The sequence below is a fragment of the Alteromonas sp. S015 genome (genome assembly GCF_036864485.1).
In the GTDB taxonomy this organism is placed as follows: Bacteria; Pseudomonadota; Gammaproteobacteria; order Enterobacterales; family Alteromonadaceae; genus Alteromonas.
Map to the genome: position 1 here is coordinate 38637 of NZ_JAZETO010000003.1, position 23883 is coordinate 62519.

The following is a 23883-nucleotide window of genomic DNA, read 5'->3' on the forward strand; positions in this document are numbered from 1 at the left end:
CCTTTGCGGGCTGTTTTGTCTTAAGAGGAATAACCTGTGCCATCATTTGATATTGTTTCTGAAATCAACATGGAAGAAGTACGCAACGCCACTGAAAACGCAAGCCGTGAGCTATCTACGCGTTTCGACTTTCGCGGTATTGACGCGAGCTTTGAGTACAAAGAAAAAACCGTGGTCATGAAGGCCGAAGCTGAATTCCAACTTCAGCAAATGGAAAGCATGTTTAGAACGGCGATGTCTAAACGCAACGTCGACACCTCATCTATGGATGTTAAACCCTACGATGCCCACGGTAGAACTTACCGTCAGACCATTACCTTTAAAGAAGGTATTGAACAGCCGATGGCGAAGAAGATTGTGAAGCTGGTGAAAGACGCCAAAATCAAGGTGCAAACGGCTATTCAAGGCGAAGAGCTTCGCGTAACCGGTAAAAAGCGTGATGATTTGCAGCAAGTGATTTCGCTGGTTAAAGAGTCGAACTTAGGCCAACCTTTCCAATTTAAGAACTTCCGCGACTAATTATGGAATCACTCACCCTTTCTACCGACACTATTACCGCACAAGCGACAGCGCCCGGTCGTGGCGGAGTAGGTATTGTACGTGTTTCAGGTCCTAAGGCTAAAGCCATCGCAGAGGCGTTAGTACCAAGCGCACTAACACCACGTCTTGCGACCTATACGCCGTTTGTTGATGCTAACAACAGCGTAATAGACCAGGGCATAGCACTGTTTTTTAAAGGGCCTAACTCATTTACCGGTGAAGATGTACTTGAACTGCAAGGCCATGGCGGTCAAGTTGTCATGGACATGCTGATTGATGCCGTGCTTGCAACGGGCCATGCCCGGCTTGCCAATCCAGGTGAATTCAGTGAACAAGCCTTTTTAAATGATAAATTAGACCTTGCACAAGCAGAGGCGATTGCCGACTTGATTGATGCAAGCTCTAAACAGGCAGCCAAAAGTGCGTTGCGTTCGCTACAGGGTGAGTTTTCTACACAAATTCAAACGCTATCAGACCAAATCGTGCACCTTCGTATGTACGTAGAGGCGGCCATCGATTTTCCTGAAGAAGAAATTGATTTCTTATCTGATGGAAAAGTATCAGGTGACTTAAGCGCAATTATGCAAAGCTTAACCAAAGTGCGCGAACAGGCTAAACAAGGCACCTTGTTACGCGAAGGTATGCAGGTAGTGATTGCGGGGCGCCCTAACGCCGGTAAATCGAGCTTATTAAATGCCCTGGCAGGACGTGATAGCGCCATTGTTACTGATATCGCTGGTACCACACGAGACGTACTTAAAGAGCATATTCACATTGATGGTATGCCGGTGCACATTATCGACACAGCAGGACTTCGAGAAAGCCCAGATAAAGTGGAACAAATTGGTATTGAGCGGGCGTGGCAAGCCATTAATGAAGCTGACCACGTATTATTCGTTGTAGACTCTACCGCAACGGCTGTTATCGACCCTTATGAAATATGGCCAGAATTTATGGCCCGATTGCCACAAGGCATCCCCGTTACCGTAGTTCGCAACAAGGCCGACCTTAGTACCTTAGATATTGGACAAAGCACAGTTGCCACCGAGCAAGGTGATATCTCAGTTATCAATCTATCAGCCAAAGAAGGTAGCGGCGTCGACACGCTAAAAGCACATCTGGCCAAAACCATGGGCTTTGACACTACAACGGAAGGTCAATTTATTGCGCGAAGACGACACATAGACGCACTCGACCAAGCCTACAGTTATGTAAGCACTGGCGAACAACAACTGCATGACGCTATGGCGGGCGAGTTACTCGCTGAAGAATTGCGCTTGGCTCACCAGGCACTATGTGAGATAACCGGTGAATTCACGTCAGACGATCTACTTGGTAAGATTTTTTCATCGTTCTGTATTGGTAAGTAGCGCAACCAATAAAGTTACAAGTAAGATGGTGAATAACGTAACGGATAAGCCGCACTTACGTTAAGACGACAATCGTAAATAGAGAAGCAACCTAATAATGAGCAAGCATTTTGAAATCATCGTTGGCACCATGTTAGGTGCCGCAGAATATGTGGCTGATGCCATTGCAGAAAAACTTGATGCGAGCGGGCACACCCACACTATTCACGCAGAACCAAATTTAGATGAGATTAAAACAGAATCAACGTGGATAGTGTGTACATCAACACACGGTGCTGGCGAATTACCAGACAACATCCAGCCGTTCGCAAAACAGCTAGAGGGCGCGGATTTAAGCGCAGTAAATGCCTACGTTATTGGGCTAGGTGACACCAGTTACGACACCTTTTGTTTCGGCGCAAAAGAAATGGAAAAACACATTAAAAATGCAGGTGGCACGTTAATTACCGACGCGCTATACATAGATGTGCTAGAACACCCTATCCCTGAAGATGCCGCCGTGGAATGGTTTGACGAAAAGCTGGCCAATGCTTAACAAGCGTTTTTACGTGGAACCAATGCGATGAACAGCAACCTTACCCAAGCTGAACTGGCGGCGTTGCAATCTCCCCTCTCTAACGATTGCCGGGTACTGTATTTACTTGGCCTTCGAACAGGTGCAAATGCGGCAACGACATCGTCCGCCCCTATTGATTATAAGCAATTATTAAATTTGCTAAACGGCGACAGCAAAGACGAACCTTATCAACGCGGTCGTCAAATCAATAGCTTGGTTAAGCAGCTTGAACAAGTGGGTTTGGTTGCCCTGCCCCTTGAACTTGATCTTGAGCACACAATCAACGGGAAAACCCTACTTCTTCCGCTTCTAAGCGAGCCGCAGTCAGACTTCGACCAACTGCATGCCCGTCACAGTGCCATGACCCCTAATTGGACGCCCAATAAAGCGTTGTTTGAAGAAATGGCCTCGCTACTTGGTATTATCGATAAAACATTTGATGACAACGAGGTGGGTGAATTCATTGCCTATTGGTTAGGAAGACCTAGTTCAGTGTTTAGCGAATTCCAATGGACACAAAAGTTTGCCAACAATATCAAGCGCAAGCGTCTCGCTTCAGGCTACGCCCCAACAAAGGTGGTGGGAACGCAACAAGTGAAAGTTGCAGCCGGCATAGAAGCAGATGATAATGCTAGAAAGCTGGTGGAAAAGTATGCCGCAACTAAGAAGAGTTAATTCGTTATGGATCGTATAACCGACAAAATTGCTAATTTAGCGAGAGCGCTCAACAAAGACGTCGATCCCAATCGTGAATACATCGACTATAAAACGCTTCGTAAGCAGTACGAGGCGAAAGCGAACGAAGAAGTATCACAACTACAGCAGCGAAGTAAAAAAGCGCGTGTAGAGGCTATTCATGGCCGTTCTGATCTGAATCCCAAATGGACCTTCGCCAACTTAGTTGAAGACAGTGACGATGTGATTGAAGCCGTATCGATAGCTCAGTCTTTTATTGCTGCCCATGACGACCCTGCATGGCGTCAAAGCGGCTCGCATATGATGCTGTTTTACGGCGATTACGGACGTGGTAAATCACATATCGCCGGCGCCATAGCCCATCAACTTATAGAGCAGTACGAAATTTCAGTGCTTTATCGTCAACTGTCAACACTGCTTGAAATGCGCAATTTCTCGTTTGATTTTGGGGCTTCAGACAACGCGGGACAGCGCTTTAGGGAGATCAATCAGGAACTGCTAGACGTTGATCTGCTTATTCTTGATGAGGTGTGTGTAAACGAAAGCGTGTTAAAGAAAAATGCGCAGAGCTGGTTTGGTAATCTGCTAAGACAGCGCTTAGTAAACAAGAAAAACTGTATTTTGATCACCAATCACAATTTAGCCGAACTTGAAAATGCCCTTGGCCCTTACTGTTTTGAGTCGATTAAAGAATACGATACCTATAAGGTTAGGTTTCAAGGCCCAAGCCGCCGTGAAGGCTTAACCATTGAACAAGAAGACATGCAAGGCTCTGTTTCACAGCCACGCTATCAACCCAACCAGGTGCGCTAAGAGCACCTGGTTTCCTATCTCTCTCAAAACCTTGCCCTTACTCTGCTAGGTCTTTTCCTTCATTAAACCTTATTGCATGTTCCTGTTGTGCCAGGTAATAGCGAATCACTTGGCCTATTGATCACGCTTTTACCAAAACAATACGGTTTTAATTCATAGATACACTCAACGATCTCCTTCAGTTAAACAAATAACCATTCTTTCAGACCCACTTCTTCCTTATAAAAGTGACTGTATTTTGGTCAGCTCCTATGTTTTTCTCCTGAGAAATGGGCTGTTTTGAAAAAATAATCTTGTCGTTCATAAAAGCCTGCACATTTTTTGGAGATGTTGATAAATGCGATCGGGCGATCTAATCACAGCTTTTGGAAAAGATCTCCTCCACAATGAGATCACGCTATAACGCACGTAACTACACGATCTTTTGATCGCGATACATAAATAGCAAACATTTTATCCCCAGTTGGATCACATCTTGATCACCCCTGTGGATAGGATCCTACAAACCACTGTGCATAAGCTTTGATCGAAAAAAGAATAACTTTTCAAACGATTCGGGGTGTGGATAAAAAGGCCATTTATACACAAGTTTGAGGTAGGGTTATGGATCGGGGTTTCCCAATGTTATTGATCGCGTAACTTGATGATCTTTATGTGCTTTGATCGGTTACCCACAGATTTTGATGATCCTAATAAAAGTAAAAATAAACAGATCTAAAATAGATCTTAAGATCTTATAATTCGATCACACCTTTACAAAAACAGCTTTTGAGGAAAATTTAATCATTTTCTTTATCTAATAAGTCAGATAAAATACGCGCCCTTTTTTCAGCAGTCTCTGCATGAGAAAAAATTAGTTTTTAATCGGCTTATCGTAAGTTAATAGTGAGGTTTAACCATGTTTTATGCTGAAGCATTTGATGTCATCGTTGTAGGTGGTGGACATGCAGGTACAGAAGCAGCACTTTCAGCTGCTCGCATGGGTGCAAATACGCTTTTGCTTACTCACAATATTGAAACGATAGGCCAAATGTCGTGTAACCCGGCTATTGGCGGGATAGGTAAAGGTCATCTTGTAAAAGAGATCGATGCGTTAGGTGGTGCAATGGCACTGGCTATCGACAAAGGCGGTATTCAGTTTAGAACCTTGAACTCTTCTAAAGGCCCAGCGGTGCGTGCAACACGTGCGCAAGCTGACCGTACGCTTTACAAAAACGCCATTCGCGACATTGTTGAAAATCAAGAAAACCTAACCTTGTTTCAACAAAGCGTTGACGATCTGATTGTTGAAAACGATCAGGTATGCGGCGTTGTTACGCAAATGGGCTTGAAGTTTAAAGCCAAGTCAGTGGTACTGACGGTGGGGACTTTCCTTGGCGGCACCATACACATTGGGCTTGAAAACTATCGCGGCGGTCGTGCCGGCGATCCACCGTCTATCGCACTTGCAGATAGATTACGTGCCCTTCCGTTTCGTGTTGACCGTTTAAAAACTGGGACACCAGCAAGACTTGATGCTCGCTCGTTAGATTTTTCTGTAATGCAGCCTCAACCTGGTGATAATCCTACGCCGGTATTCTCGTTCATGGGTGACAGAACCATGCACCCTACACAGATCCCGTGCTATATCACCCACACTAACGAAAAAACCCACGACATCATTCGCGGGGGCTTAGATCGCTCGCCCATGTTTACGGGTGTTATCGAAGGTATTGGACCACGCTATTGCCCAAGTATCGAAGATAAGATCACCCGTTTTGCAGACAAGACATCGCATCAAATTTTTGTTGAGCCAGAAGGCTTAAACAGCATTGAAGTTTATCCGAATGGTATCTCGACCAGTTTACCATTTGACGTACAGATGAACCTTGTCCGTTCAATCAAAGGTTTTGAAAATGCACACATTGTTCGCCCGGGTTATGCCATTGAATACGATTTCTTTGACCCACGTGATCTGAAACAGACGCTGGAAACTAAATTTATTCGAGGTTTGTTCTTTGCCGGCCAGATTAACGGTACCACTGGCTATGAAGAAGCGGGTGCGCAAGGGTTGGTAGCAGGTGCGAACGCAGCGCTACAGGTTCAAGAAAAAGACCCCATGATTTTACGCCGCGATCAAGCATACATGGGCGTACTTATCGACGACTTAGCTACCATGGGTACGAAAGAGCCGTACCGCATGTTCACCAGCCGTGCTGAATACAGACTACTGCTTCGTGAAGACAATGCCGATAGCCGTCTAACCGCAATGGGTCGAGAGATTGGTCTTGTTGATGATGCGCGCTGGGCGAAATTTAACGATAAGATGGAAGCGGTAGAAAGTGAGCTACAGCGTTTACGCGGTCAGTGGATCCACCCTGATCACGCGGCAACGCCGGAACTCAATACTATGCTGAAAAATCCGGTGAGTCGTGAACATTCTCTTGAAGAGCTGATCCGTCGACCTGAAATGACGTACGGTCAGTTAATGGAAATTGAAAGTGTTGGCCCAGGTCTTGAAGATCCTATTGCAGCAGAGCAAGTTGAAATTCAAATTAAGTACGCTGGCTACATTGCCCGTCAAATGGATGAAATAGCGAAAACGCAGCGACACGAAAATACATTGTTGCCGGTTGATATGGATTTCAGCAAGATTTCTGGCCTGTCGAACGAGGTTGTAGCTAAGTTAACCGAAGCCAGACCGGAAACTATCGGTAAAGCATCGCGTATTTCTGGGATTACCCCTGCGGCTATTTCTTTGCTGCTGGTTTACCTTAAAAAACACGGCATGTTGCGTAAGCAAGAGAAAATTAGTGCGTAAAACACGCGCTCAACTCAACACATTATTCGCAGCGCTTAGTTTTTCCTGTTTATTCGCGTATTATGATAATCGCAGTTGCCTAAACTATGCGTAAACTAGAAAAACTCGGCGCTTTTCACACCGTCCCATTACACCAATTTACGTTCGTTGTGCAGCTTTGATTAGTTCAGGTGCATTCTTCAACCGCATTTGTATCGAACATGAAGAGCTGTGTTAACAAACGGCTGTAAATATGTGGTAAATCACGACTCGCCACTTTGGTATATGTTAAGGACTGTGTAAAGCAAAAGACTTCAACGCGAACAGACAGATTTTTCGATGACTATACAGCAAGAATTACACACCATTTTGGTGTCTGGACTCGATGCCCTTTCACTAGATTTAAGTGATAAGCAACAGCAGCAGTTAGTTGACTATGTGCTGCTTATAGACAAATGGAATAAGGCGTACAACCTGACTTCTGTGCGCGATCCTAAGCAAATGATGGTGAAACACATTCTAGATTCGCTGGCGATTGTGCCCTTTCTTGATGGTGACAATATTATCGATGTCGGTACGGGCCCTGGCCTTCCGGGTATGCCGTTAGCTATCGCGTTTCCAGATAAATCTTTTACACTGCTTGACTCATTGGGCAAGCGTGTACGATTTATGACGCAATGTGTGCACACGCTTGGATTAACTAACGTTACTCCTGTGCAAAGCCGCGTTGAAGAACACAATAGCGATACGCCGTACGATATTGTGCTAAGCCGAGCCTTCGCTTCACTAAAAGATATGTTGCACTGGTGTCAGCATCTGGTAGATTCAGAAGGTCAGTTTTTGGCGCTCAAAGGTCAGTTTCCTCAAGATGAGATAGACGAAGTGAGTGATCACTTTCATGTGAGCAAAACGGAGAACCTCACTGTGCCAAATTTGGTAGGCGAACGACATCTGGTTTGGCTAAAAAAGAAATAGCCGAAAAATAGAAATAGACGAGAACAGGATCTAACGTGGCTAAGGTAATCGCGATCGCGAATCAAAAAGGTGGTGTTGGAAAGACAACCACCGCAGTTAACGTGGCAGCGTCAATGGCAGCAACCAAACGCAAGGTGTTGCTGATTGATCTCGATCCACAAGGTAATGCGACCATGGGAAGCGGCGTTGATAAATACGACGTTGAGTCTACAGCATTTGAATTGTTGATTGAAGATAAACCCATCAATGACGTAATCGTTAAAGCGACAAGCGGCAAGTACGATCTCATCGCAGCGAACGGTGACGTGACCGCAGCAGAAATTAAGCTGATGGAAATGTTTGCCCGTGAAGTAAGGCTTCGCAACGCGCTGAAGCCCGTTATGGATTACTACGATTTTGTCTTTATCGACTGCCCGCCTTCACTCAACCAGCTAACCGTGAACGCCTTAGCGGCTGCCGACTCGGTAATGGTCCCTATGCAGTGCGAATATTACGCGCTAGAAGGCCTCACTGCCCTTATGGATACCATTCAAAAATTGGCATCCGTAGTGAATCCAGAATTGAAGATTGAAGGCGTATTGCGTACTATGTACGACCCGCGTAACCGCCTTGCCAACGACGTTTCAGAACAGTTGAAGCGTCATTTTGGTGAACAAGTTTATCGCACGGTTATTCCGCGCAACGTTCGTCTTGCTGAAGCGCCAAGCTTCGGTACGCCAGCGATGTACTATGATAAGTCATCGACAGGTGCTAAAGCCTACTTGGCACTGGCGGGTGAAATACTGCGTCGTAGGGACAAAACAACGCCTGCACAGGCAAAAGCAAGTTAAACGACAATAAGCTGAACACTATCAGCACATGCCATAGAGGACACTATGTCAGCACGTAAAAGAGGCCTTGGCCGCGGTTTAGATGCGCTACTCGCAACCAGCCAATCATCTGCTCAAAAAGAACAAGATGCCGCCGAGGTAAATTCAACCAACGGTGAGTTAAGCAAGCTCCCTATTGAATACTTAGTGCCGGGCAAGTATCAGCCTCGTAAAGACATGTCACCTGAGGCATTAGAAGAATTGGCATCGTCCATTCGCGCTCAAGGTATCATTCAGCCTATCGTAGTCAGAAAAGTCGACGAACACCGCTATGAAATCATCGCCGGTGAGCGTCGTTGGCGAGCTTCACAACTGGCACAGCTAGACGAAGTGCCTTGTTTGGTTAAGAATGTGCCTGACGAAGCCGCGGTTGCCATTGCCCTTATTGAAAATATTCAGCGTGAAGATTTAAACGCAATGGAAGAGGCGCAAGCCCTTGACCGTTTAATGAACGAATTCGCGCTTACCCATCAAGAAGTGGCCGAAGCGGTGGGCAAATCACGCACAACGGTGACAAATTTACTTCGTCTTAATAATTTGAATGACGATGTGAAATTGTTAGTCGAACATGGCGATATTGAAATGGGTCACGCTAGAGCGCTTTTAGCACTAGAAGGTGAAACCCAGTCGGAAACCGCGCAAGTAGTATCGGGTAAAGGTCTTACCGTGCGCGATACTGAAAAGCTTGTTAAAAAGCTTTTGGAGCCAGCTAAACCTAAGCCTGAGAAGAAAGTTGATCCCGATGTGCAAAACCTTATGACACGACTTTCAGAAAATTTAGGCACGCCGGTGAGTATTGACCACAATGCCAAAGGCAAAGGCAAGCTGACGATTAGCTTTAGCGACCTTGAACAATTAGATGGAATTATCTCAAAAATTCAATAGGTTATAGCAATAAGAATTAAGATGGTTCCTTTGCCAACCCGCAATTGATACGCTGTCCGGTGCGAACGCCGGACACTCTCCTTTCCGGTTATAGCAATAGAAAATTTTCAGAATAACTTTCAAAATGCGTTGTACTGTTGAAAATTGTCGGTAAAACAGTATACTTCTGACGCTTTTTGTAAGACGTGAACAAGCTGCGAGTAAAAGTGACGAACAAGTTAGCAAAACGCGGGGTTGACCTCGCCAAAAAAGGGCTACTTTTTCAGGCAATCACAGCCTTATTCGTTACCGCTTTCGCAGGCGCCGCAGGGGGAAGTCATTCCGCTATATCGGCAGCGGCAGGCGCTTTAATTAGCATATTGCCCACAATCGTTTTTAGCGCTTTCGCATTTCGGTATGCCGGTGCTAGTAAAAACGAGATTGTTGCACGGAGTTTTAGCCAAGGCTCAAAATTGAAGCTGGCACTGACAATCATTTTATTTGTAATTGCTTTTAAAGGCTTAAACGCCGCGCCATTAGAAATTTTCATGGCATTTGTGATTACAACCGCTAGCCACGGGCTAGCCATGTTTCATTACGGCACGAAACAATAAAGCCAACGCAGGGCGTTGCGAGAACGAAAAAACGTAATCGATCGATTGAAGCATAAGAACCAGTCACCAAATTTTTACACTTTACAACTTGGGTTAAACAATGGCATCTGAATATACTACCTCAGAATACATCAAGCACCACTTGACCAATGCCACCATGTGCTCAACTGACAACGGAATCGCGTTTAACAAAGCGTGTTCTGATGCTGGTTTTTGGGCATGGCATGTTGATACATTGGCATGGTCTATTGGTCTTGGTTTACTTTTCCTAATTATCTTTAGAAGCGTCGCTTCAAAAGCGACGACGGGCGTACCGGGCAAAATGCAGGCGTTTGTAGAGCTTGTCGTTGAGTTTGTTGATGACAACGTGAAAAGCACTTTCCACGGTAAGAGCGCACTTATTGCGCCATTAGCACTGACTATCTTCGTATGGGTATTGCTAATGAACCTTATGGATCTTGTGCCAGTTGATCTTATTCCGTGGGTGTCTGGGCTTATCGGCCAAGCTGCTTTTGGCATGGATCCACACGACGTTTACAACAAGGCAGTTCCAACCACTGACCTTAACTTGACGTTCGCACTGGCGTCAGGCGTATTCATCCTTATTCTTTTCTATTCAATCAAGATGAAAGGCATCGGTGGTTTTGCGAAAGAACTTACTATGCAGCCTTTCGGTCACCCTATCTTTATTCCGGTGAACTTTATTCTTGAAACCGTTACTTTGCTTGCGCGTCCGCTTTCACTAGCGCTGCGTTTGTTCGGTAACTTGTATGCCAGTGAGCTAATCTTCATTTTGATTGCTACAATTGGTTACTTCCAGCTACCACTGCACTTTATGTGGGCTGTGTTCCATATTCTTGTACTTCCGCTTCAGGCGTTTATTTTCATGATGCTAACCATCGTGTACTTAAGCCTGGCGTGTGAAGAACACTAAGCATTAACGGGTGTCGGTTACCTGGAAATTCGGCATCGTTTTTACAGAGTTTGACTTTTAAACATTAACTTTAAATTTAACTTAAATCGGAGACGTAAATGTTATACATCGCTGTTGCACTACTGATTGGTCTTGGCGCCCTTGGTACCGCTATTGGTTTCGGTCTACTAGGTGGTAAATTCCTTGAATCTGCTGCTCGTCAACCAGAACTAGCACCTCAACTACAAGTTAAGATGTTCATCGTAGCGGGTCTTATCGACGCCATTGCGATGATCGGTGTTGGTATCGCTCTATACCTATTGTTCGCTGTTGGTGCCTAATATTACTAAACACTTTTTTAGCGAACTTTAAGAGGAGGGGCGATTGTGAATTTTAACGCCACTTTTATCGGTCAATTAATCGCCTTCGCTGTGTTCGTGGTGTTCTGCATGAAATATGTATGGCCTCCACTAATGGCAGCGATTGAAGAACGTCAGAAGAAAATCGCCGATGGGCTTGAAGCTTCTGAACGTGCAGAGAAAGACCTAGAGCTTGCTCAAGCGAAAGCTACTGAGCAATTGAAAGATGCGAAAGCGCAAGCAGCTGAAATTATCGAGCAGGCCAAAAAGCGCGCCAACCAACTGGTTGACGAAGAAACGCAAAAAGGCCATGCGGAACGCGAAAAGATTATCGCTTCTGGTTATGCCGAGATTGAAGCTGAACGCAATCGTGCCAAAGAAGATTTGCGCAAGCAGGTTTCTGCACTTGCAGTAGCTGGCGCACAGCAAATCTTACAACGTGAAATCGATGCAAACGCACAAAACGACATTGTTGAAAAACTTGTCGCTGAGCTTTAATAGGGAGATGAGCCATGTCTGAATTGACAACCGTTGCTCGTCCTTATGCTAAAGCTGCTTTCGATTTTGCTGTCGAGAAAGACGCCGTTGCAAAATGGCAAGAAATGCTAGCCTTCGCAGGCGCTGTAGCAGCGAACGATGACATGCACCAGCTTTTGTCTGGTGCGGTTGCCGCTGATACGCTTGCCGACATTTTCAACAATGTTTGTGGTGAGCAACTCGACGAACACGGTCAAAACCTGGTTAAGGTTTTGGCTGAGAATAAACGTTTAGCCGCGTTGCCTGAAATTTCTACTTTGTTTGATGCATTTAAAGCAGATTACGACAAAGAAATAGAAGTGGACGTAACCTCAGCAACTACGCTGACCGATGCACAACAAAATGAGTTGATCGCATCTTTGGAAAAACGTTTGGCACGTAAAGTGAAGCTTAATTGTAACGTGGACCCTGCCCTGATCGCTGGAATGGTAATTAATGCCGGCGATACAGTTATTGATGGTTCCGTAAAGTCGAAATTGAACCGTCTAGCAGACGCGTTGCAAGCATAACGGGGATAAGAGCATGCAACTTAATTCCACTGAAATTGCTGAACTGATCAAGAAAAGAATTGAACAGTTCAATGTAAGCAGTGAAGCACGTAATGAAGGTACTATCGTCGCAGTAACTGACGGTATTATCCGCATTCATGGCCTTGCCGATGTAATGCAAGGTGAAATGATCGAGCTTCCTGGAAGCCGTTACGCAATTGCACTAAACCTTGAGCGAGACTCTGTAGGTGCAGTTGTTATGGGTCCTTATGCGGACCTTAAAGAAGGCGATAAAGTACAATCTACTGGTCGTATTCTTGAAGTACCAGTAGGTAACGCACTACTAGGTCGTGTTGTAAACACACTAGGTGAGCCTATCGATGGCAAAGGCGCAATCGACGCAGCTGGTTTCGAACCAGTTGAAAAAATTGCACCTGGCGTAATCGAGCGTCAATCGGTAGACCAGCCAGTACAAACTGGTTATAAGTCAGTTGATGCCATGATCCCAGTAGGTCGTGGTCAGCGTGAGCTTATCATCGGTGACCGTCAATGTGGTAAAACAGCAATGGCTGTTGACGCTATCATCAACCAAAAAGGTACAGGCATTAAGTGTGTGTACGTAGCAGTTGGTCAGAAAGCATCTACTATCGCTAACGTAGTACGTAAACTAGAAGAGCACGGTGCACTTGACCACACTATCGTGGTTGCAGCATCTGCATCTGAGTCTGCAGCGCTTCAATACCTAGCGCCTTACTCTGGTTGTACTATGGGTGAATTCTTCCGTGACCGCGGTGAAGACGCGCTAATCGTATATGATGATTTGTCTAAGCAAGCTGTTGCTTACCGTCAAATCTCACTACTACTTAAGCGTCCACCAGGCCGTGAAGCTTACCCAGGTGACGTATTCTACCTTCACTCACGTCTACTAGAACGTGCTGCACGTGTAAACGAGCAATACGTTGAGCGTTACACAAACGGTGAAGTGAAAGGTAAGACGGGTTCATTGACTGCGCTTCCAATTATCGAAACGCAAGCTGGTGACGTATCTGCATTCGTACCAACTAACGTAATCTCAATTACCGACGGTCAGATCTTCCTAGAAACTGACTTGTTTAACGCAGGTATCCGTCCGGCGGTTAACGCTGGTATCTCGGTATCTCGTGTTGGTGGTGCTGCACAGACTAAAATCATCAAGAAGTTGGGTGGCGGTATCCGTCTAGCCCTAGCTCAGTATCGTGAACTTGCGGCGTTCTCGCAGTTTGCTTCTGACCTTGATGATGCGACTCGTGAGCAACTTGAGCACGGTGAGCGCGTAACTGAGCTAATGAAGCAGAAACAGTACGCTCCACTATCAATTGCAAACATGGGTGTATCTCTGTTCGCGGTAGAAAAAGGTTTCCTTAAGGGTATCGAGCTTAACAAAATCCTAGATTTTGAAGCCGCTCTTCACTCTTACATGAACAGCGAACACGCTGACCTTATGAAGACTATCAACGAATCAGGTAACTACAACGACGAGATTGCCTCTAAGTTGAACGACGCTTTAACAAACTTTAAAGCGACACAAACTTGGTAATCAATGGTGCTGGTGTTTAACCACCAGCGCAATTCGTTGAGTAATCGGAGAGATAGTCATGGCCAGCGGTAAAGAAATAAAAGGTAAGATTGGGAGTATCAAAAATACTCAGAAGATTACCAGTGCGATGGAAATGGTTGCTGCGTCTAAAATGAAAAAGGCGCAGGAACGCATGGCTTCTGGCCGTCCATATGCACAAAATATGCTTAAAGTGATTGGTCACATTGCAAACGGTAACCTTGAATATCGCCATCCTTATTTGGAAGAGCGTGAAATCAAGCGCGTCGGTTACATTGTGATTTCCACTGACCGAGGCTTATGTGGTGGCTTGAACACCAATGAATTTAAGCTCGTCACTCAAGACGTCAAAAAATGGCGTGAACAGGGTGTAGAAGTGGATTTCGCTGCATTAGGTTCTAAAGCGTGCAGTTTCTTCAACCGCTTTGGTGGCAAGTTGCTTGCTGCTGAATCAGGTTTAGGTGACAAGCCGTCTGTGAGCGATGTAGTGGGTGTTGTGCGCGTTATGCTTAAAGCGTACGACGAAGGACAAATTGACCGAGTATTCTTGGTATTCAATGACTTCGTTAACACCATGACACAGAAACCTGTGATCAATCAGTTATTGCCTTTGCCAAAGTCAGAAGACGAAGAATATCAACATCGTTGGGACTACATCTACGAGCCAGATCCAAAAGAAATTTTGGAAGCACTAATGGTTCGTTACATTGAGTCTCAGGTGTATCAGGGTGTTGTAGAAAACGCGGCGTCAGAACAAGCTGCGCGAATGGTTGCCATGAAGGCAGCAACCGACAACGCCGGTAACCTCATTGATGAGTTACAACTGGTATATAACAAAGCGCGTCAGGCTGCAATCACACAAGAAATCAGTGAGATTGTTAGCGGTGCCGCAGCGGTGTAGGCAAAGGTTTAAAAGAGATAACGAGGACAAATTATGAGTCAAGGTAAGGTCGTCCAAATCATTGGCGCCGTTGTGGATATTGAGTTTCCACAAGATGCGGTACCAAGAGTTTATGACGCACTACAAGTTACCGAAGGTGACTTGTCAGGTTTAACCCTGGAAGTGCAACAGCAATTAGGTGGTGGTGTTGTTCGTGGCATCGCACTAGGTACTACTGATGGACTTAAACGTGGTCTTGCAGTAGAAAATACCGGTAACCCAATCATGGTTCCAGTTGGTACTAAGACACTTGGTCGTATCATGGACGTGTTGGGTAACCCAATCGACGAAGCGGGCCCTATTGGTGAAGAAGAGCGTATGTCTATTCACCGTGAAGCGCCTAGCTACGAAGAACAGTCTAGCTCGGTAGAACTACTAGAAACTGGTATCAAAGTAATCGACTTGGTTTGCCCATTTGCTAAAGGTGGTAAAGTTGGTCTATTCGGTGGTGCGGGTGTAGGTAAAACCGTAAACATGATGGAACTTATCCGTAACATCGCAATCGAGCACAGCGGTTTCTCAGTATTCGCTGGTGTTGGTGAGCGTACGCGTGAGGGTAATGACTTCTATCACGAAATGAACGATTCAAACGTACTTGATAAAGTATCGCTTGTATACGGTCAGATGAACGAGCCACCGGGTAACCGTCTACGTGTTGCACTTACCGGTCTAACAATGGCTGAGAAGTTCCGTGACGAAGGCCGTGACGTTCTATTCTTCGTAGATAACATCTATCGTTATACCCTAGCAGGTACTGAAGTATCAGCACTTCTAGGTCGTATGCCATCTGCGGTAGGTTACCAGCCTACTCTTGCAGAAGAGATGGGTGTTCTTCAGGAACGTATTACGTCAACGAAGACAGGTTCAATCACTTCAATCCAAGCGGTATACGTACCTGCGGATGACTTGACTGACCCATCTCCAGCGACAACCTTTGCTCACTTGGATGCAACGGTAGTACTTTCTCGTGATATCGCGTCTCTAGGTATCTACCCTGCGGTAGACCCACTAGATTCAACGTCTCGTCAGCTAGACCCTCTAGTAATTGGTCAAGAGCACTATGACGTAGCACGTGGCGTACAGACTGTTCTACAGCGCTATAAAGAGCTGAAAGACATCATCGCGATCCTAGGTATGGACGAACTATCTGAAGAAGACAAGCAAGTGGTATCACGTGCTCGTAAGATTCAGCGTTTCCTATCTCAGCCGTTCTTCGTAGCAGAAGTATTTACTGGTGCACCTGGTAAATATGTATCGCTAAAAGACACAATCAGTGGCTTTAAAGGCATTCTAGACGGTGAGTATGATCACCTTCCAGAGCAAGCCTTCTACATGGTTGGTTCTATCGAAGAAGCGCTAGAGAAAGCCAAGAAAGCATAATGACGCGGCTAGCAATAGCTAGCCTAGCATCATGCTAACGTACCTAATCAGGAGGTTCACATGGCAATGACAGTACATTTGGACGTAGTAAGCGCCGAGAAAGCGATTTTCTCAGGTCGCGTTGAAACGATTCAGGTGACAGGTAGCGAAGGTGAGCTGGGTATTCACCCAGGGCACGCGCCACTTATCTCTGCTATTAAACCTGGTATGGTGCGTTTGGTTAAACAGCACGGTGAAGAAGAAGTAATTTACGTTGCTGGTGGTGTACTAGAAGTACAGCCCGGCAACGTTACCGTACTGGCTGATACCGCGGTTCGAGCTGAAGATCTTGACGAGCAGGCAGCAGAAGAAGCCAAACGACGTGCAGAAGAGCACATCGCCAACCCAGGCGCTGACTTTAATTATGCAGAAGCAGCTCACGAGCTTGCAGAAGCTATTGCTCAACTTCGTCTTATTCAGAAGTTACGCAAGTAAAAAGCACAGCTTTGAAAAAACCCGCCATTTGGCGGGTTTTTTGTTTCCGAACGAAAAGTAGTCGTTCACGTTCTATCGCGTTTATTTTTATTGCTATCCCACTACACAAAGCTTATCGTTAGACCCGTTTTTAAGCCATTTAATTTAAAACGCAATAGGTGCTAGATACAGCACTTCCTTTTCCTGCAACGAATTAATAGAAATGAAGTTTAACCCGTATTCCAACATGCACAAAGGTGCCTCTATTGGACTTTTTCCTCTGTTAACAACATTGATTCTACTTTCAATACATTACTATACAGGGGCGTTAGATTGGCCTGAAGCGGAAAATGTCAGGGCACAGCGCGACTTCAATTCCGCAATTGGTATGTCGCTTATTACAGGATACTTTTGGTTTGCGCTTCGTTTAATGCATCAAAACGTGGCCAGCACGCTTATTTCTTTACTCGTAAAAACGAATCAGCTTAGCCAGTTTTCGGCGCACAGACGTGAACTTGCCATTGAATTTAGACATCATATTTTTAATGCAATTATCATTTCAATCATGATCACTATTGTGTATTGCATCTTCGAGGGATTGATCGCAATAAAACAAGAAATACATGTTTTATTCTTAACCGCCACAGCAGTCCCCTTTTGGTTTTTAGCGGTGTTATTTTTATTTCAGATATCGTCTAACATTAAATATCTCAGCGCTAAAGTTTTACCCCAAGCTGGTAGCAATATAGACCGACTTAATTCCATAATGGCTATCTTAAAACTTGGAACAACGAATAGCATATTGGCCTCGGGCTCACTCGCTATCTTTCCCCTCTTTTGGTTGAAAAAAGATATTCCTTCTATCGATATTTGGGTAGTGACCTTTTTCACCGGTATCGTTTGTGTTTATTTATTTTGGCCAGTGATAAAACTCAAAAGTATGCTCGATAAAGAGCAGAAAGCGGCTGTTTTAAATCTTGAGGAAAATATAGAAGACGGAATTAAGCGATGTGCAAAGCACAAAGAGTTCTCTGCTGCTGCGTCTATTGAGGAACTAGAGAGCGAAAAAGAACGCGTTTTAAAAATGGGGGCACGGGCTTTTGCTCCAAGAGACAAAGCTAGAGTGGCTGCGTGTATTGCGTTAATACCAATTTCTTGGGTATTGCTATTCATTGTTGAATGGTTAATCCAACTTCCTCGCTATCATTAACCTATTAAACGCCGTTATTCTTTACCGCTCCCAACTCGATATTATTAATTGTCGTACTCACCTTGCGTTGCTATGGTAAACCCTCTTAGGTCATTGAGATTTCATTGTGCGAATATACGGCGATACACGTTCTGGAAATTGTTACAAGCTTCAGTTGCTCCTTTCCTTATTGGGTAAGACTTGTGAATGGGTAGATGTTGACATAATGAAAGGGGAAACTCGTGCTCCCTCTTTTCTTGAAAAATCTCCAAACGGAAAAATTCCGCTGCTTGAATTAGATGATGGTAGGGTGTTATCAGAATCGAATGCCATCATGCACTACCTTGCGGCTAACACCCCTTTGGTACCCTCTTCGCCCTATAGTTTTGCACAGCTTTTACAATGGCAGTTTTTTGAGCAATACAGCCACGAGCCTTATATCGCTGTGGCTCGTTATATCAATATTTATTTGGGGCTTCCCGACGACAGGAAAGCGGAGTACGAATCTAAACAAGCTGGTGGGTATCGCGCACTGGCTGTAATGGAGCAACAACTTAAAACTACGCCGTTTTTACTTGGTGATGCTTTAACTCTTGCGGACATTTCACTGTTTGCCTATACCCACGTTGCCTACGAGGGCGGGTTTGACCTTTCAGCCTATCCTGCCATTCGAAATTGGATAAGTTTAGTTAAAGATCAGAAGGGCTTTATTCCCATGAACGTGTAATACGTTTTATGTTGAGTTTAACGCTATAACTGTCTTCTGTGTGAAGTAGGGCCTTGCCACTTGTCTTGCAAGGCTTTCTGGGCTTTGTGAAGCCCTGATACATCAACCTGTTCTATGCACTGTATTGCATAAGCGGTTGCTTCGAGTGTAGAGAGTGCACTGCTTATAGTTGTGTGGCGAATAGTGTAGTTAGAAGGCGGTGCAGAAGCGAAGTGAAACACTTGTAATTTTGCTAGCCATGGATTCTGTTTTACTAAGCCAAATGCTTGTTTCCAACTTCCATCTATAAGAACTAACGTTCTGACTTCAGTACGAGTGATGGTGTTTACATTTTCTATCGGTACACTATGTTCACTTGGGTAAATAAGCACTGAATGTCGAGGGGAGCACTGTTCTGATAGAGATTGCATTGCATCAACATTGTTAGCAAGAATGATGCGCGTCGATGGAATACACAAAGAAACTAAACGCGCCGTGTTTTTAGCATGAAGCCCTTCCTTCTCGTGTTGAATTATCACAATCTCTAATGACGTATGTACTGTGCTAATGTGAAAGCAAATACACGTTTTTTGAGGATATCCACAATGTTCACAATAAAGGCGCATAACCTATTTTTTATTCTCTAGTTAAACGTTAATAATGCTTATTAACTTAGTAATTTAATACATAGGATAATATACAACATGCCAAATAAAGCAGTACAATCTCGTGTAGAGAAAACGCTTTCCTTAGTGCCCGAGGGACAGGTAATAAGTTACGCTTTGCTTGCTGACCTGTGCGGATTACCCGGCAGAGCAAGAATGATGGGAAAGTGTTTAAGAGAGATTAGTGCTGACTGCCACTGGCATCGTGTCCTACGTTCCGATGGTAAAATTGCTTTTCCTGTTGGCTCTGACAAAGCGGATGAGCAGCGAGAGCGATTAACCGTAGAAGGTGTGGTCGTTAAACACTACCGAGTGAATATGACGAAGTTTGGTTGGAAGCCAGATTTACACACTATACTTGCAGAGTTAAAGTACTGAGCTCTCATTTACATAAATAAGAGTAGTTAGCAAATATACGGCGTTTATTATAGTGCAGTGCATTTAAGATGATAAAAAAGATTAGTATTGATCAGTTAGTGCCAGGCATGTTTGTTCATCAAATACTAGAGCAAAAAGGTTCTTTGACGGTTACGAGCCAGGGACGCGTTACGTCTGGTGATATAGTTAAAACGCTCAAAAAGCGAGGTGTGAAAACACTCGCTATTGATACAGATAAAGCGTTTAACGTGGCACAACCCAGCTCATCAGTCACTGTTGAAAAGCACCAAAACTCACCTTCTAATCACCCAGTCAAATCAAAAAAAGATTCACTCGAAAACGAGTTAGCAAGAGCGGCGAAGCTTCACGAGCAGGGAAAAGCAATTCAAGAGCTTTTACTTGCCAGTGTACAAAAAGAGATGCCTTTTGACGCAAGTATCCCCAAAGCATTCTCTAACAAGTTAGTAGAGTCGGTAGATAGAAACCCCGATGCATTACTTTGTTTAACGAAAATCAGAGAAAAAGACGACTACTTACTTGAGCATTCGCTTAATGTCGCAATTCTACTTGCTAATTTTGGCAACTATTTGGGCATGTCAGAAGAAGAGGTGCAAGACCTCTCCTATGCTGGCTTTTTACATGACTTGGGCAAAATTAAGATTCCAGATGAAATTCTTCATAAACCAGGACGCCTTACAGATAGCGAAATGGAGATCATGAAAGGTCATGTAAAGCACGGGGTGGACTATTTAAAAAATACGGATATTGCGCCCCCTCTGATACAAGCGATCAGTGAGCACCATGAGCGATTAGACGGGCTAGGCTATCCTGCAGGGACCAAAGGTAAGAATATTAGCCAAGCGGGAAGAATGCTTGCCATTGCAGATATGTATGACGCACTCACAGCCGACCGAGTGTATAAGGCAGGTATGTCTAGCCAAAAAGCATTTTCTATTTTGATGAGTGATGCGCCAACGCGTCTTGACCAGTCGCTTGTTCAACAGTTTATAAAGTGTTTAGGCGTTTATCCGGTAGGAAGTCTAGTGCTATTGTCAAACGATAAGCTGGCCATGGTGCTTGAACAGAGAAACAATCCACTTACGCCACTCGTAAAAGTTTTTTATTCAGTTCGCAGCAACCACCATCTCACGCCGAAAGACATTGACCTGTCATTGGATAAAACAATCAGTATCAACAAAGCCGTTATAGCGTCTGACTATAAGATTGACGTGAATGCATTTTTTGAACGTTCAGTTTCAATAGGCTAAGGCGTTACTTTTTAGCAACACAGTGTAGTATTTACACTGTGTAACAACGTTATTTTCTCCTTTTTCCGACGTTCATTTAGCTGGCGTTCAGGTTTGTTCTTATACAATCCTCAATAAATAAAGTGCTGCAGAGCCCTTAGCTGCTGCTCTTTATAAAAACTCAAATAGAATGGGAGCTCGTAATAACTAGCTATTCGTTGTTGCTCCCATATTGAATATTTGTCAGTGGAACGCTAATTGCTACCACTGTAGTTGTTTAATGCGAAATTAACACTGAGCTCATTGAGGATAGCAAAGGATGATTGCAACTCTTCAATGCTGAGCTTTTAACTGGATTAAGAGGAAGTTATGAAAAAGACTCTTGCTGTAAGTTTGATTGCTGCGTCACTAACGGTAGCAGGTTGTGCAACAGATCCTAACAATACGCAAAAAGGTGCCGCTATAGGTGCAGTAGTAGGCGCATTGCTGGGAAAAGCCACAGGTGACAACGACAAAAGTCGATATGCGTGGGGCGCTGCGGTAGGAGCAATCGCAGGTGGTGCGATAGGCAATTACATGGACAAACAGGAAGAAGAGCTTCGAAATGAGCTTTCTGATACTGGCGTTCAGGTTGTGCGTGAGGGCGATAATCTACGATTAATCATGCCTGGTGACATTACCTTTGCTACTGACAGTTCTAGTATTAGCCCAAATTTCAATCCGGTCCTTCAAGATGTTGCTAAAGTCGTAAACAACTACGAAAAAACGGTATTAATGATCAAAGGTCATACAGATGACACCGGTTCAGAGCAGTACAATCAGTCTTTGTCTGAACGCCGTGCAGGAGCGGTTAAAAATTTACTGATTAACTATTCTGTTAATCCAACGCGTATCACTACAGTAGGTATGGGAGAATATGCACCTAAAGTACCTAACAACAGTGCGGCAAATCGCTCAATGAACCGTCGTGTAGAAATGGAAATTCAGCCACTTACACAGTCTAATACCTAAAGGTAATTAAGACCTATAATATATACAAAGGCCCCGTCGTTTCGGGGCCTTTTTTATTGCATGGTCTTAATTTGCTGTGCAACGCTATCTGCAATTGCGTTGGGAATAGGTATAGTTAAGTGATATTGAGTGACTTTCCATGTCCCTTTTTCTTTGATTAACACACCTGTGCCTCGTGTTTCGCCCAAGCTTTCGTTATCAAGGAGTTCATCAAACCACGCTACGTCGTGACTAGAAGAAAAATAAACATGGCGGTCTCGCGGCTGGTATGTCCATCCTCTGCCTTTGTCAAAATGAGGTTTAGCGTATGCTTGAAACGCCTCTTTGGTCCATACTTCCGATGCGTCAGTGCCAATGAAAATCGCGCTGTCGTGATACAAGCTAAAATACTTATCAAAGTTCGCAATAGATGCGTTGTGATGCAAGGCATTAAGCGTCTGATTAACTGAATTACGGTCGTCGTTAGCGAAGGCTGTCGTTGCGACGGCCAGCACTATTAAACCTAAAAGTAGATATTTCATTGTGACCCCGTTTTTCTTTTAGTATTACTAATTATGCTGTTGATCGCATCATTAGTATATCGGAAGCAAATGATTGTCACCATTCACTGTAATGTTATAGCATTAGTTTACTCATTTTACTGTCGATGTTGTAACTGGCTAAAAAGGCTTAGCATTTTAAATCGACGTTGTGTTGGCAATTAATATTTCCTTTAAAGTAGTAGCTTAAATGTCTTCCAGTATTCAACGAAACCGTATTCGAAGCATCGACATGATGCGTGGGTTAGTCATGCTCATTATGCTTATCGACCACGTGCGAGAACGCTTTTTTCTCCACTTGCAGGTATCTGATCCGATGGATATTGACACGACATCACCTGCTTTGTTCTACACTCGCTTAGCCGCTCATTATTGTGCACCAACTTTCGTATTTCTAACGGGTTTATCAGCGTGGCTCTATGCCAATCCAATGGATTCAACGAAAAAACCTAAACCGAGACGAAACATTAGAGAGTTCTTAATAAAGCGCGGACTGTTTATTTTGTTCTTGGAAGTTACTTTTATTACGTTTAGCTGGGGTGCGAGTTTCCATATCCTTTACCTCCAAGTGATGTGGGCCATTGGTATTAGTATGATTGCTCTTGCATTGTTGAGTTACCTTCCACGATACCTACTGTTATTTTTAGGTCTCGTGATTGTATTCGGACATAATGCACTTACATCAATTAGTTATGTTCCACATGAAACAGGTTATACGCTATGGACGATGCTGCATGATAGAGGATACATATATCAGTCAGCCGCCCTCAATATTAAAGTGAGTTATCCTGTACTTCCTTGGATAGGGGTAATACTGCTGGGCTATACCTGTGGCCCGCTTTATAGCCAAGGTATTGATAAAGCACTGCGCGGTCGGTGGCTATTTGGTTTATTTGCCGTTTCGCTAGGCCTATTTTTACTGCTTCGCGGTTTTAATATTTACGGTGAAACGTTGCCTTGGGAATCACAGCAAGGTGCAGTCGAAACATTGATGTCGCTACTCAATTTGACAAAGTACCCCCCTTCTTTGGCATTCTTACTCTTCACCTTAGCCGGAATGTTTTTACTCCTTTTCGCTTTCGAGCGAGTTGAGGATAAACGGCTTTCGTTTTTAGATACATTCGGGTCTGTACCGATGTTCTTTTACATCCTTCATTTGTATGTGTTACTTGCAATGTACGGTTCTGCACTCGCGATTTGGGGCGCAAACAAAGGAAAATACGTGGGCGTGGATCATATTTATCAAATATGGTTAATTGCTGTAGGTCTTGGTTTGTTGCTCTATATCCCTGTTAAATGGTTTAGCGCTTATAAATCTAAACACCGCTCGCCTTGGCTTAAGTATTTATGAACCTCATTTAGTCAGCGCATTATGAGTTCTTCAGTAAATGGCGTCACATGAGAGTGT

Annotated in this window: 26 protein-coding genes; 24 read left to right on the top strand and 2 right to left on the bottom strand. The window is 44.3% G+C overall.

From position 1 onward, the window contains the following. The first annotated feature begins 36 nt into the window (after positions 1 to 36). The 20 genes from V7R42_RS06595 to V7R42_RS06690 all read left to right on the top strand — a co-directional run bounded on the left by V7R42_RS06595 (position 37) and on the right by V7R42_RS06690 (position 18656). Positions 37 to 519, top strand: coding sequence for a YajQ family cyclic di-GMP-binding protein (locus V7R42_RS06595; protein WP_334019426.1), 483 nt, complete (start codon positions 37 to 39; stop codon positions 517 to 519). A 2-nt stretch (positions 520 to 521) separates the two neighbouring features. Next, positions 522 to 1910, top strand: a complete 1389-nt coding sequence (mnmE, locus tag V7R42_RS06600) for a tRNA uridine-5-carboxymethylaminomethyl(34) synthesis GTPase MnmE (RefSeq protein ID WP_071816526.1) — start codon at positions 522 to 524, stop codon at positions 1908 to 1910. Positions 1911 to 2007: 97 nt separating this feature from the next. Beyond that, positions 2008 to 2445, top strand: coding sequence for an FMN-binding protein MioC (gene mioC / locus V7R42_RS06605; RefSeq protein WP_014977843.1), 438 nt, complete (start codon positions 2008 to 2010; stop codon positions 2443 to 2445). A 27-nt stretch (positions 2446 to 2472) separates the two neighbouring features. Further along, positions 2473 to 3141: a DnaT-like ssDNA-binding domain-containing protein gene (locus tag V7R42_RS06610; RefSeq protein ID WP_039234413.1), complete on the top strand. Its 669-nt coding sequence runs from the start codon at positions 2473 to 2475 to the stop codon at positions 3139 to 3141. A 6-nt stretch (positions 3142 to 3147) separates the two neighbouring features. Beyond that, positions 3148 to 3975 (top strand): ATP-binding protein, encoded by an 828-nt coding sequence (locus tag V7R42_RS06615; protein WP_014951458.1) that lies wholly within the window; start codon positions 3148 to 3150, stop codon positions 3973 to 3975. Between the two features lie 898 nt (positions 3976 to 4873). Then, on the top strand, positions 4874 to 6775 hold the full coding sequence (mnmG, locus tag V7R42_RS06620; RefSeq protein WP_334019427.1) for a tRNA uridine-5-carboxymethylaminomethyl(34) synthesis enzyme MnmG: 1902 nt from the start codon (positions 4874 to 4876) through the stop codon (positions 6773 to 6775). Between the two features lie 318 nt (positions 6776 to 7093). Further along, positions 7094 to 7729 (top strand): 16S rRNA (guanine(527)-N(7))-methyltransferase RsmG, encoded by a 636-nt coding sequence (gene rsmG, locus V7R42_RS06625; protein WP_334019428.1) that lies wholly within the window; start codon positions 7094 to 7096, stop codon positions 7727 to 7729. 35 nt (positions 7730 to 7764) lie between these two features. Then, positions 7765 to 8559 carry a ParA family protein gene (locus tag V7R42_RS06630; RefSeq protein ID WP_156087305.1) on the top strand — a complete coding sequence of 265 codons (795 nt, stop codon included), beginning with the start codon at positions 7765 to 7767 and terminating at the stop codon, positions 8557 to 8559. Between the two features lie 45 nt (positions 8560 to 8604). Continuing rightward, complete coding sequence (locus V7R42_RS06635) at positions 8605 to 9483, top strand: ParB/RepB/Spo0J family partition protein (RefSeq protein ID WP_015000147.1); 879 nt, start codon at positions 8605 to 8607, stop codon at positions 9481 to 9483. A 206-nt stretch (positions 9484 to 9689) separates the two neighbouring features. After that, positions 9690 to 10076, top strand: a complete 387-nt coding sequence (locus tag V7R42_RS06640) for an ATP synthase subunit I (protein ID WP_334019429.1) — start codon at positions 9690 to 9692, stop codon at positions 10074 to 10076. Positions 10077 to 10176: 100 nt separating this feature from the next. Beyond that, the gene (atpB, locus tag V7R42_RS06645) at positions 10177 to 11010 is read left to right on the top strand and encodes a F0F1 ATP synthase subunit A (protein ID WP_120962294.1); all 834 of its coding nucleotides are present in this window, start codon (positions 10177 to 10179) and stop codon (positions 11008 to 11010) included. A 98-nt stretch (positions 11011 to 11108) separates the two neighbouring features. Further along, positions 11109 to 11330: a F0F1 ATP synthase subunit C gene (gene atpE, locus V7R42_RS06650; protein WP_012520222.1), complete on the top strand. Its 222-nt coding sequence runs from the start codon at positions 11109 to 11111 to the stop codon at positions 11328 to 11330. 45 nt (positions 11331 to 11375) lie between these two features. Next, on the top strand, positions 11376 to 11846 hold the full coding sequence (gene atpF, locus V7R42_RS06655; protein ID WP_014951452.1) for a F0F1 ATP synthase subunit B: 471 nt from the start codon (positions 11376 to 11378) through the stop codon (positions 11844 to 11846). 14 nt (positions 11847 to 11860) lie between these two features. Continuing rightward, the gene (gene atpH, locus V7R42_RS06660) at positions 11861 to 12394 is read left to right on the top strand and encodes a F0F1 ATP synthase subunit delta (protein WP_334019430.1); all 534 of its coding nucleotides are present in this window, start codon (positions 11861 to 11863) and stop codon (positions 12392 to 12394) included. Between the two features lie 13 nt (positions 12395 to 12407). Continuing rightward, positions 12408 to 13949 (top strand): F0F1 ATP synthase subunit alpha, encoded by a 1542-nt coding sequence (gene atpA, locus V7R42_RS06665; protein ID WP_334019431.1) that lies wholly within the window; start codon positions 12408 to 12410, stop codon positions 13947 to 13949. A 58-nt stretch (positions 13950 to 14007) separates the two neighbouring features. Beyond that, positions 14008 to 14868 carry a F0F1 ATP synthase subunit gamma gene (atpG, locus tag V7R42_RS06670; RefSeq protein WP_334019432.1) on the top strand — a complete coding sequence of 287 codons (861 nt, stop codon included), beginning with the start codon at positions 14008 to 14010 and terminating at the stop codon, positions 14866 to 14868. Positions 14869 to 14901: 33 nt separating this feature from the next. Beyond that, complete coding sequence (gene atpD / locus V7R42_RS06675) at positions 14902 to 16287, top strand: F0F1 ATP synthase subunit beta (protein WP_334019433.1); 1386 nt, start codon at positions 14902 to 14904, stop codon at positions 16285 to 16287. Positions 16288 to 16347: 60 nt separating this feature from the next. Continuing rightward, positions 16348 to 16761: a F0F1 ATP synthase subunit epsilon gene (locus tag V7R42_RS06680; protein WP_015000143.1), complete on the top strand. Its 414-nt coding sequence runs from the start codon at positions 16348 to 16350 to the stop codon at positions 16759 to 16761. A 202-nt stretch (positions 16762 to 16963) separates the two neighbouring features. Then, positions 16964 to 17950 (top strand): hypothetical protein, encoded by a 987-nt coding sequence (locus V7R42_RS06685; RefSeq protein ID WP_334019434.1) that lies wholly within the window; start codon positions 16964 to 16966, stop codon positions 17948 to 17950. A gap of 106 nt (positions 17951 to 18056) precedes the next feature. Next, complete coding sequence (locus V7R42_RS06690; RefSeq protein WP_334019435.1) at positions 18057 to 18656, top strand: glutathione S-transferase family protein; 600 nt, start codon at positions 18057 to 18059, stop codon at positions 18654 to 18656. Between the two features lie 23 nt (positions 18657 to 18679). Here the strand turns inward: V7R42_RS06690 and V7R42_RS06695 are convergent, their stop codons facing one another. After that, on the bottom strand, positions 18680 to 19261 hold the full coding sequence (locus V7R42_RS06695; protein WP_334019436.1) for a tRNA-uridine aminocarboxypropyltransferase: 582 nt from the start codon (positions 19259 to 19261) through the stop codon (positions 18680 to 18682). A 78-nt stretch (positions 19262 to 19339) separates the two neighbouring features. On the opposite strand from V7R42_RS06695, the gene V7R42_RS06700 reads away from it, so the two are divergent. The 3 genes from V7R42_RS06700 (at position 19340) to V7R42_RS06710 (ending at position 21936) form a co-directional block, all read left to right on the top strand. Continuing rightward, a complete protein-coding gene (locus tag V7R42_RS06700; protein WP_334019437.1) occupies positions 19340 to 19678 on the top strand; it encodes an MGMT family protein in 339 nt (112 codons plus the stop codon). A gap of 68 nt (positions 19679 to 19746) precedes the next feature. Then, positions 19747 to 20946, top strand: a complete 1200-nt coding sequence (locus tag V7R42_RS06705; RefSeq protein WP_334019438.1) for an HD-GYP domain-containing protein — start codon at positions 19747 to 19749, stop codon at positions 20944 to 20946. 348 nt (positions 20947 to 21294) lie between these two features. Beyond that, on the top strand, positions 21295 to 21936 hold the full coding sequence (locus V7R42_RS06710; RefSeq protein ID WP_014951442.1) for an OmpA family protein: 642 nt from the start codon (positions 21295 to 21297) through the stop codon (positions 21934 to 21936). Between the two features lie 53 nt (positions 21937 to 21989). Here V7R42_RS06710 and V7R42_RS06715 read toward each other — a convergent pair whose 3' ends face one another. Further along, complete coding sequence (locus tag V7R42_RS06715; RefSeq protein WP_334019439.1) at positions 21990 to 22457, bottom strand: nuclear transport factor 2 family protein; 468 nt, start codon at positions 22455 to 22457, stop codon at positions 21990 to 21992. Between the two features lie 208 nt (positions 22458 to 22665). Between V7R42_RS06715 and V7R42_RS06720 the strand changes: the two genes are divergently transcribed. Continuing rightward, on the top strand, positions 22666 to 23826 hold the full coding sequence (locus tag V7R42_RS06720; RefSeq protein WP_334019440.1) for a DUF1624 domain-containing protein: 1161 nt from the start codon (positions 22666 to 22668) through the stop codon (positions 23824 to 23826). The last annotated feature ends 57 nt before the right edge of the window (positions 23827 to 23883 follow it).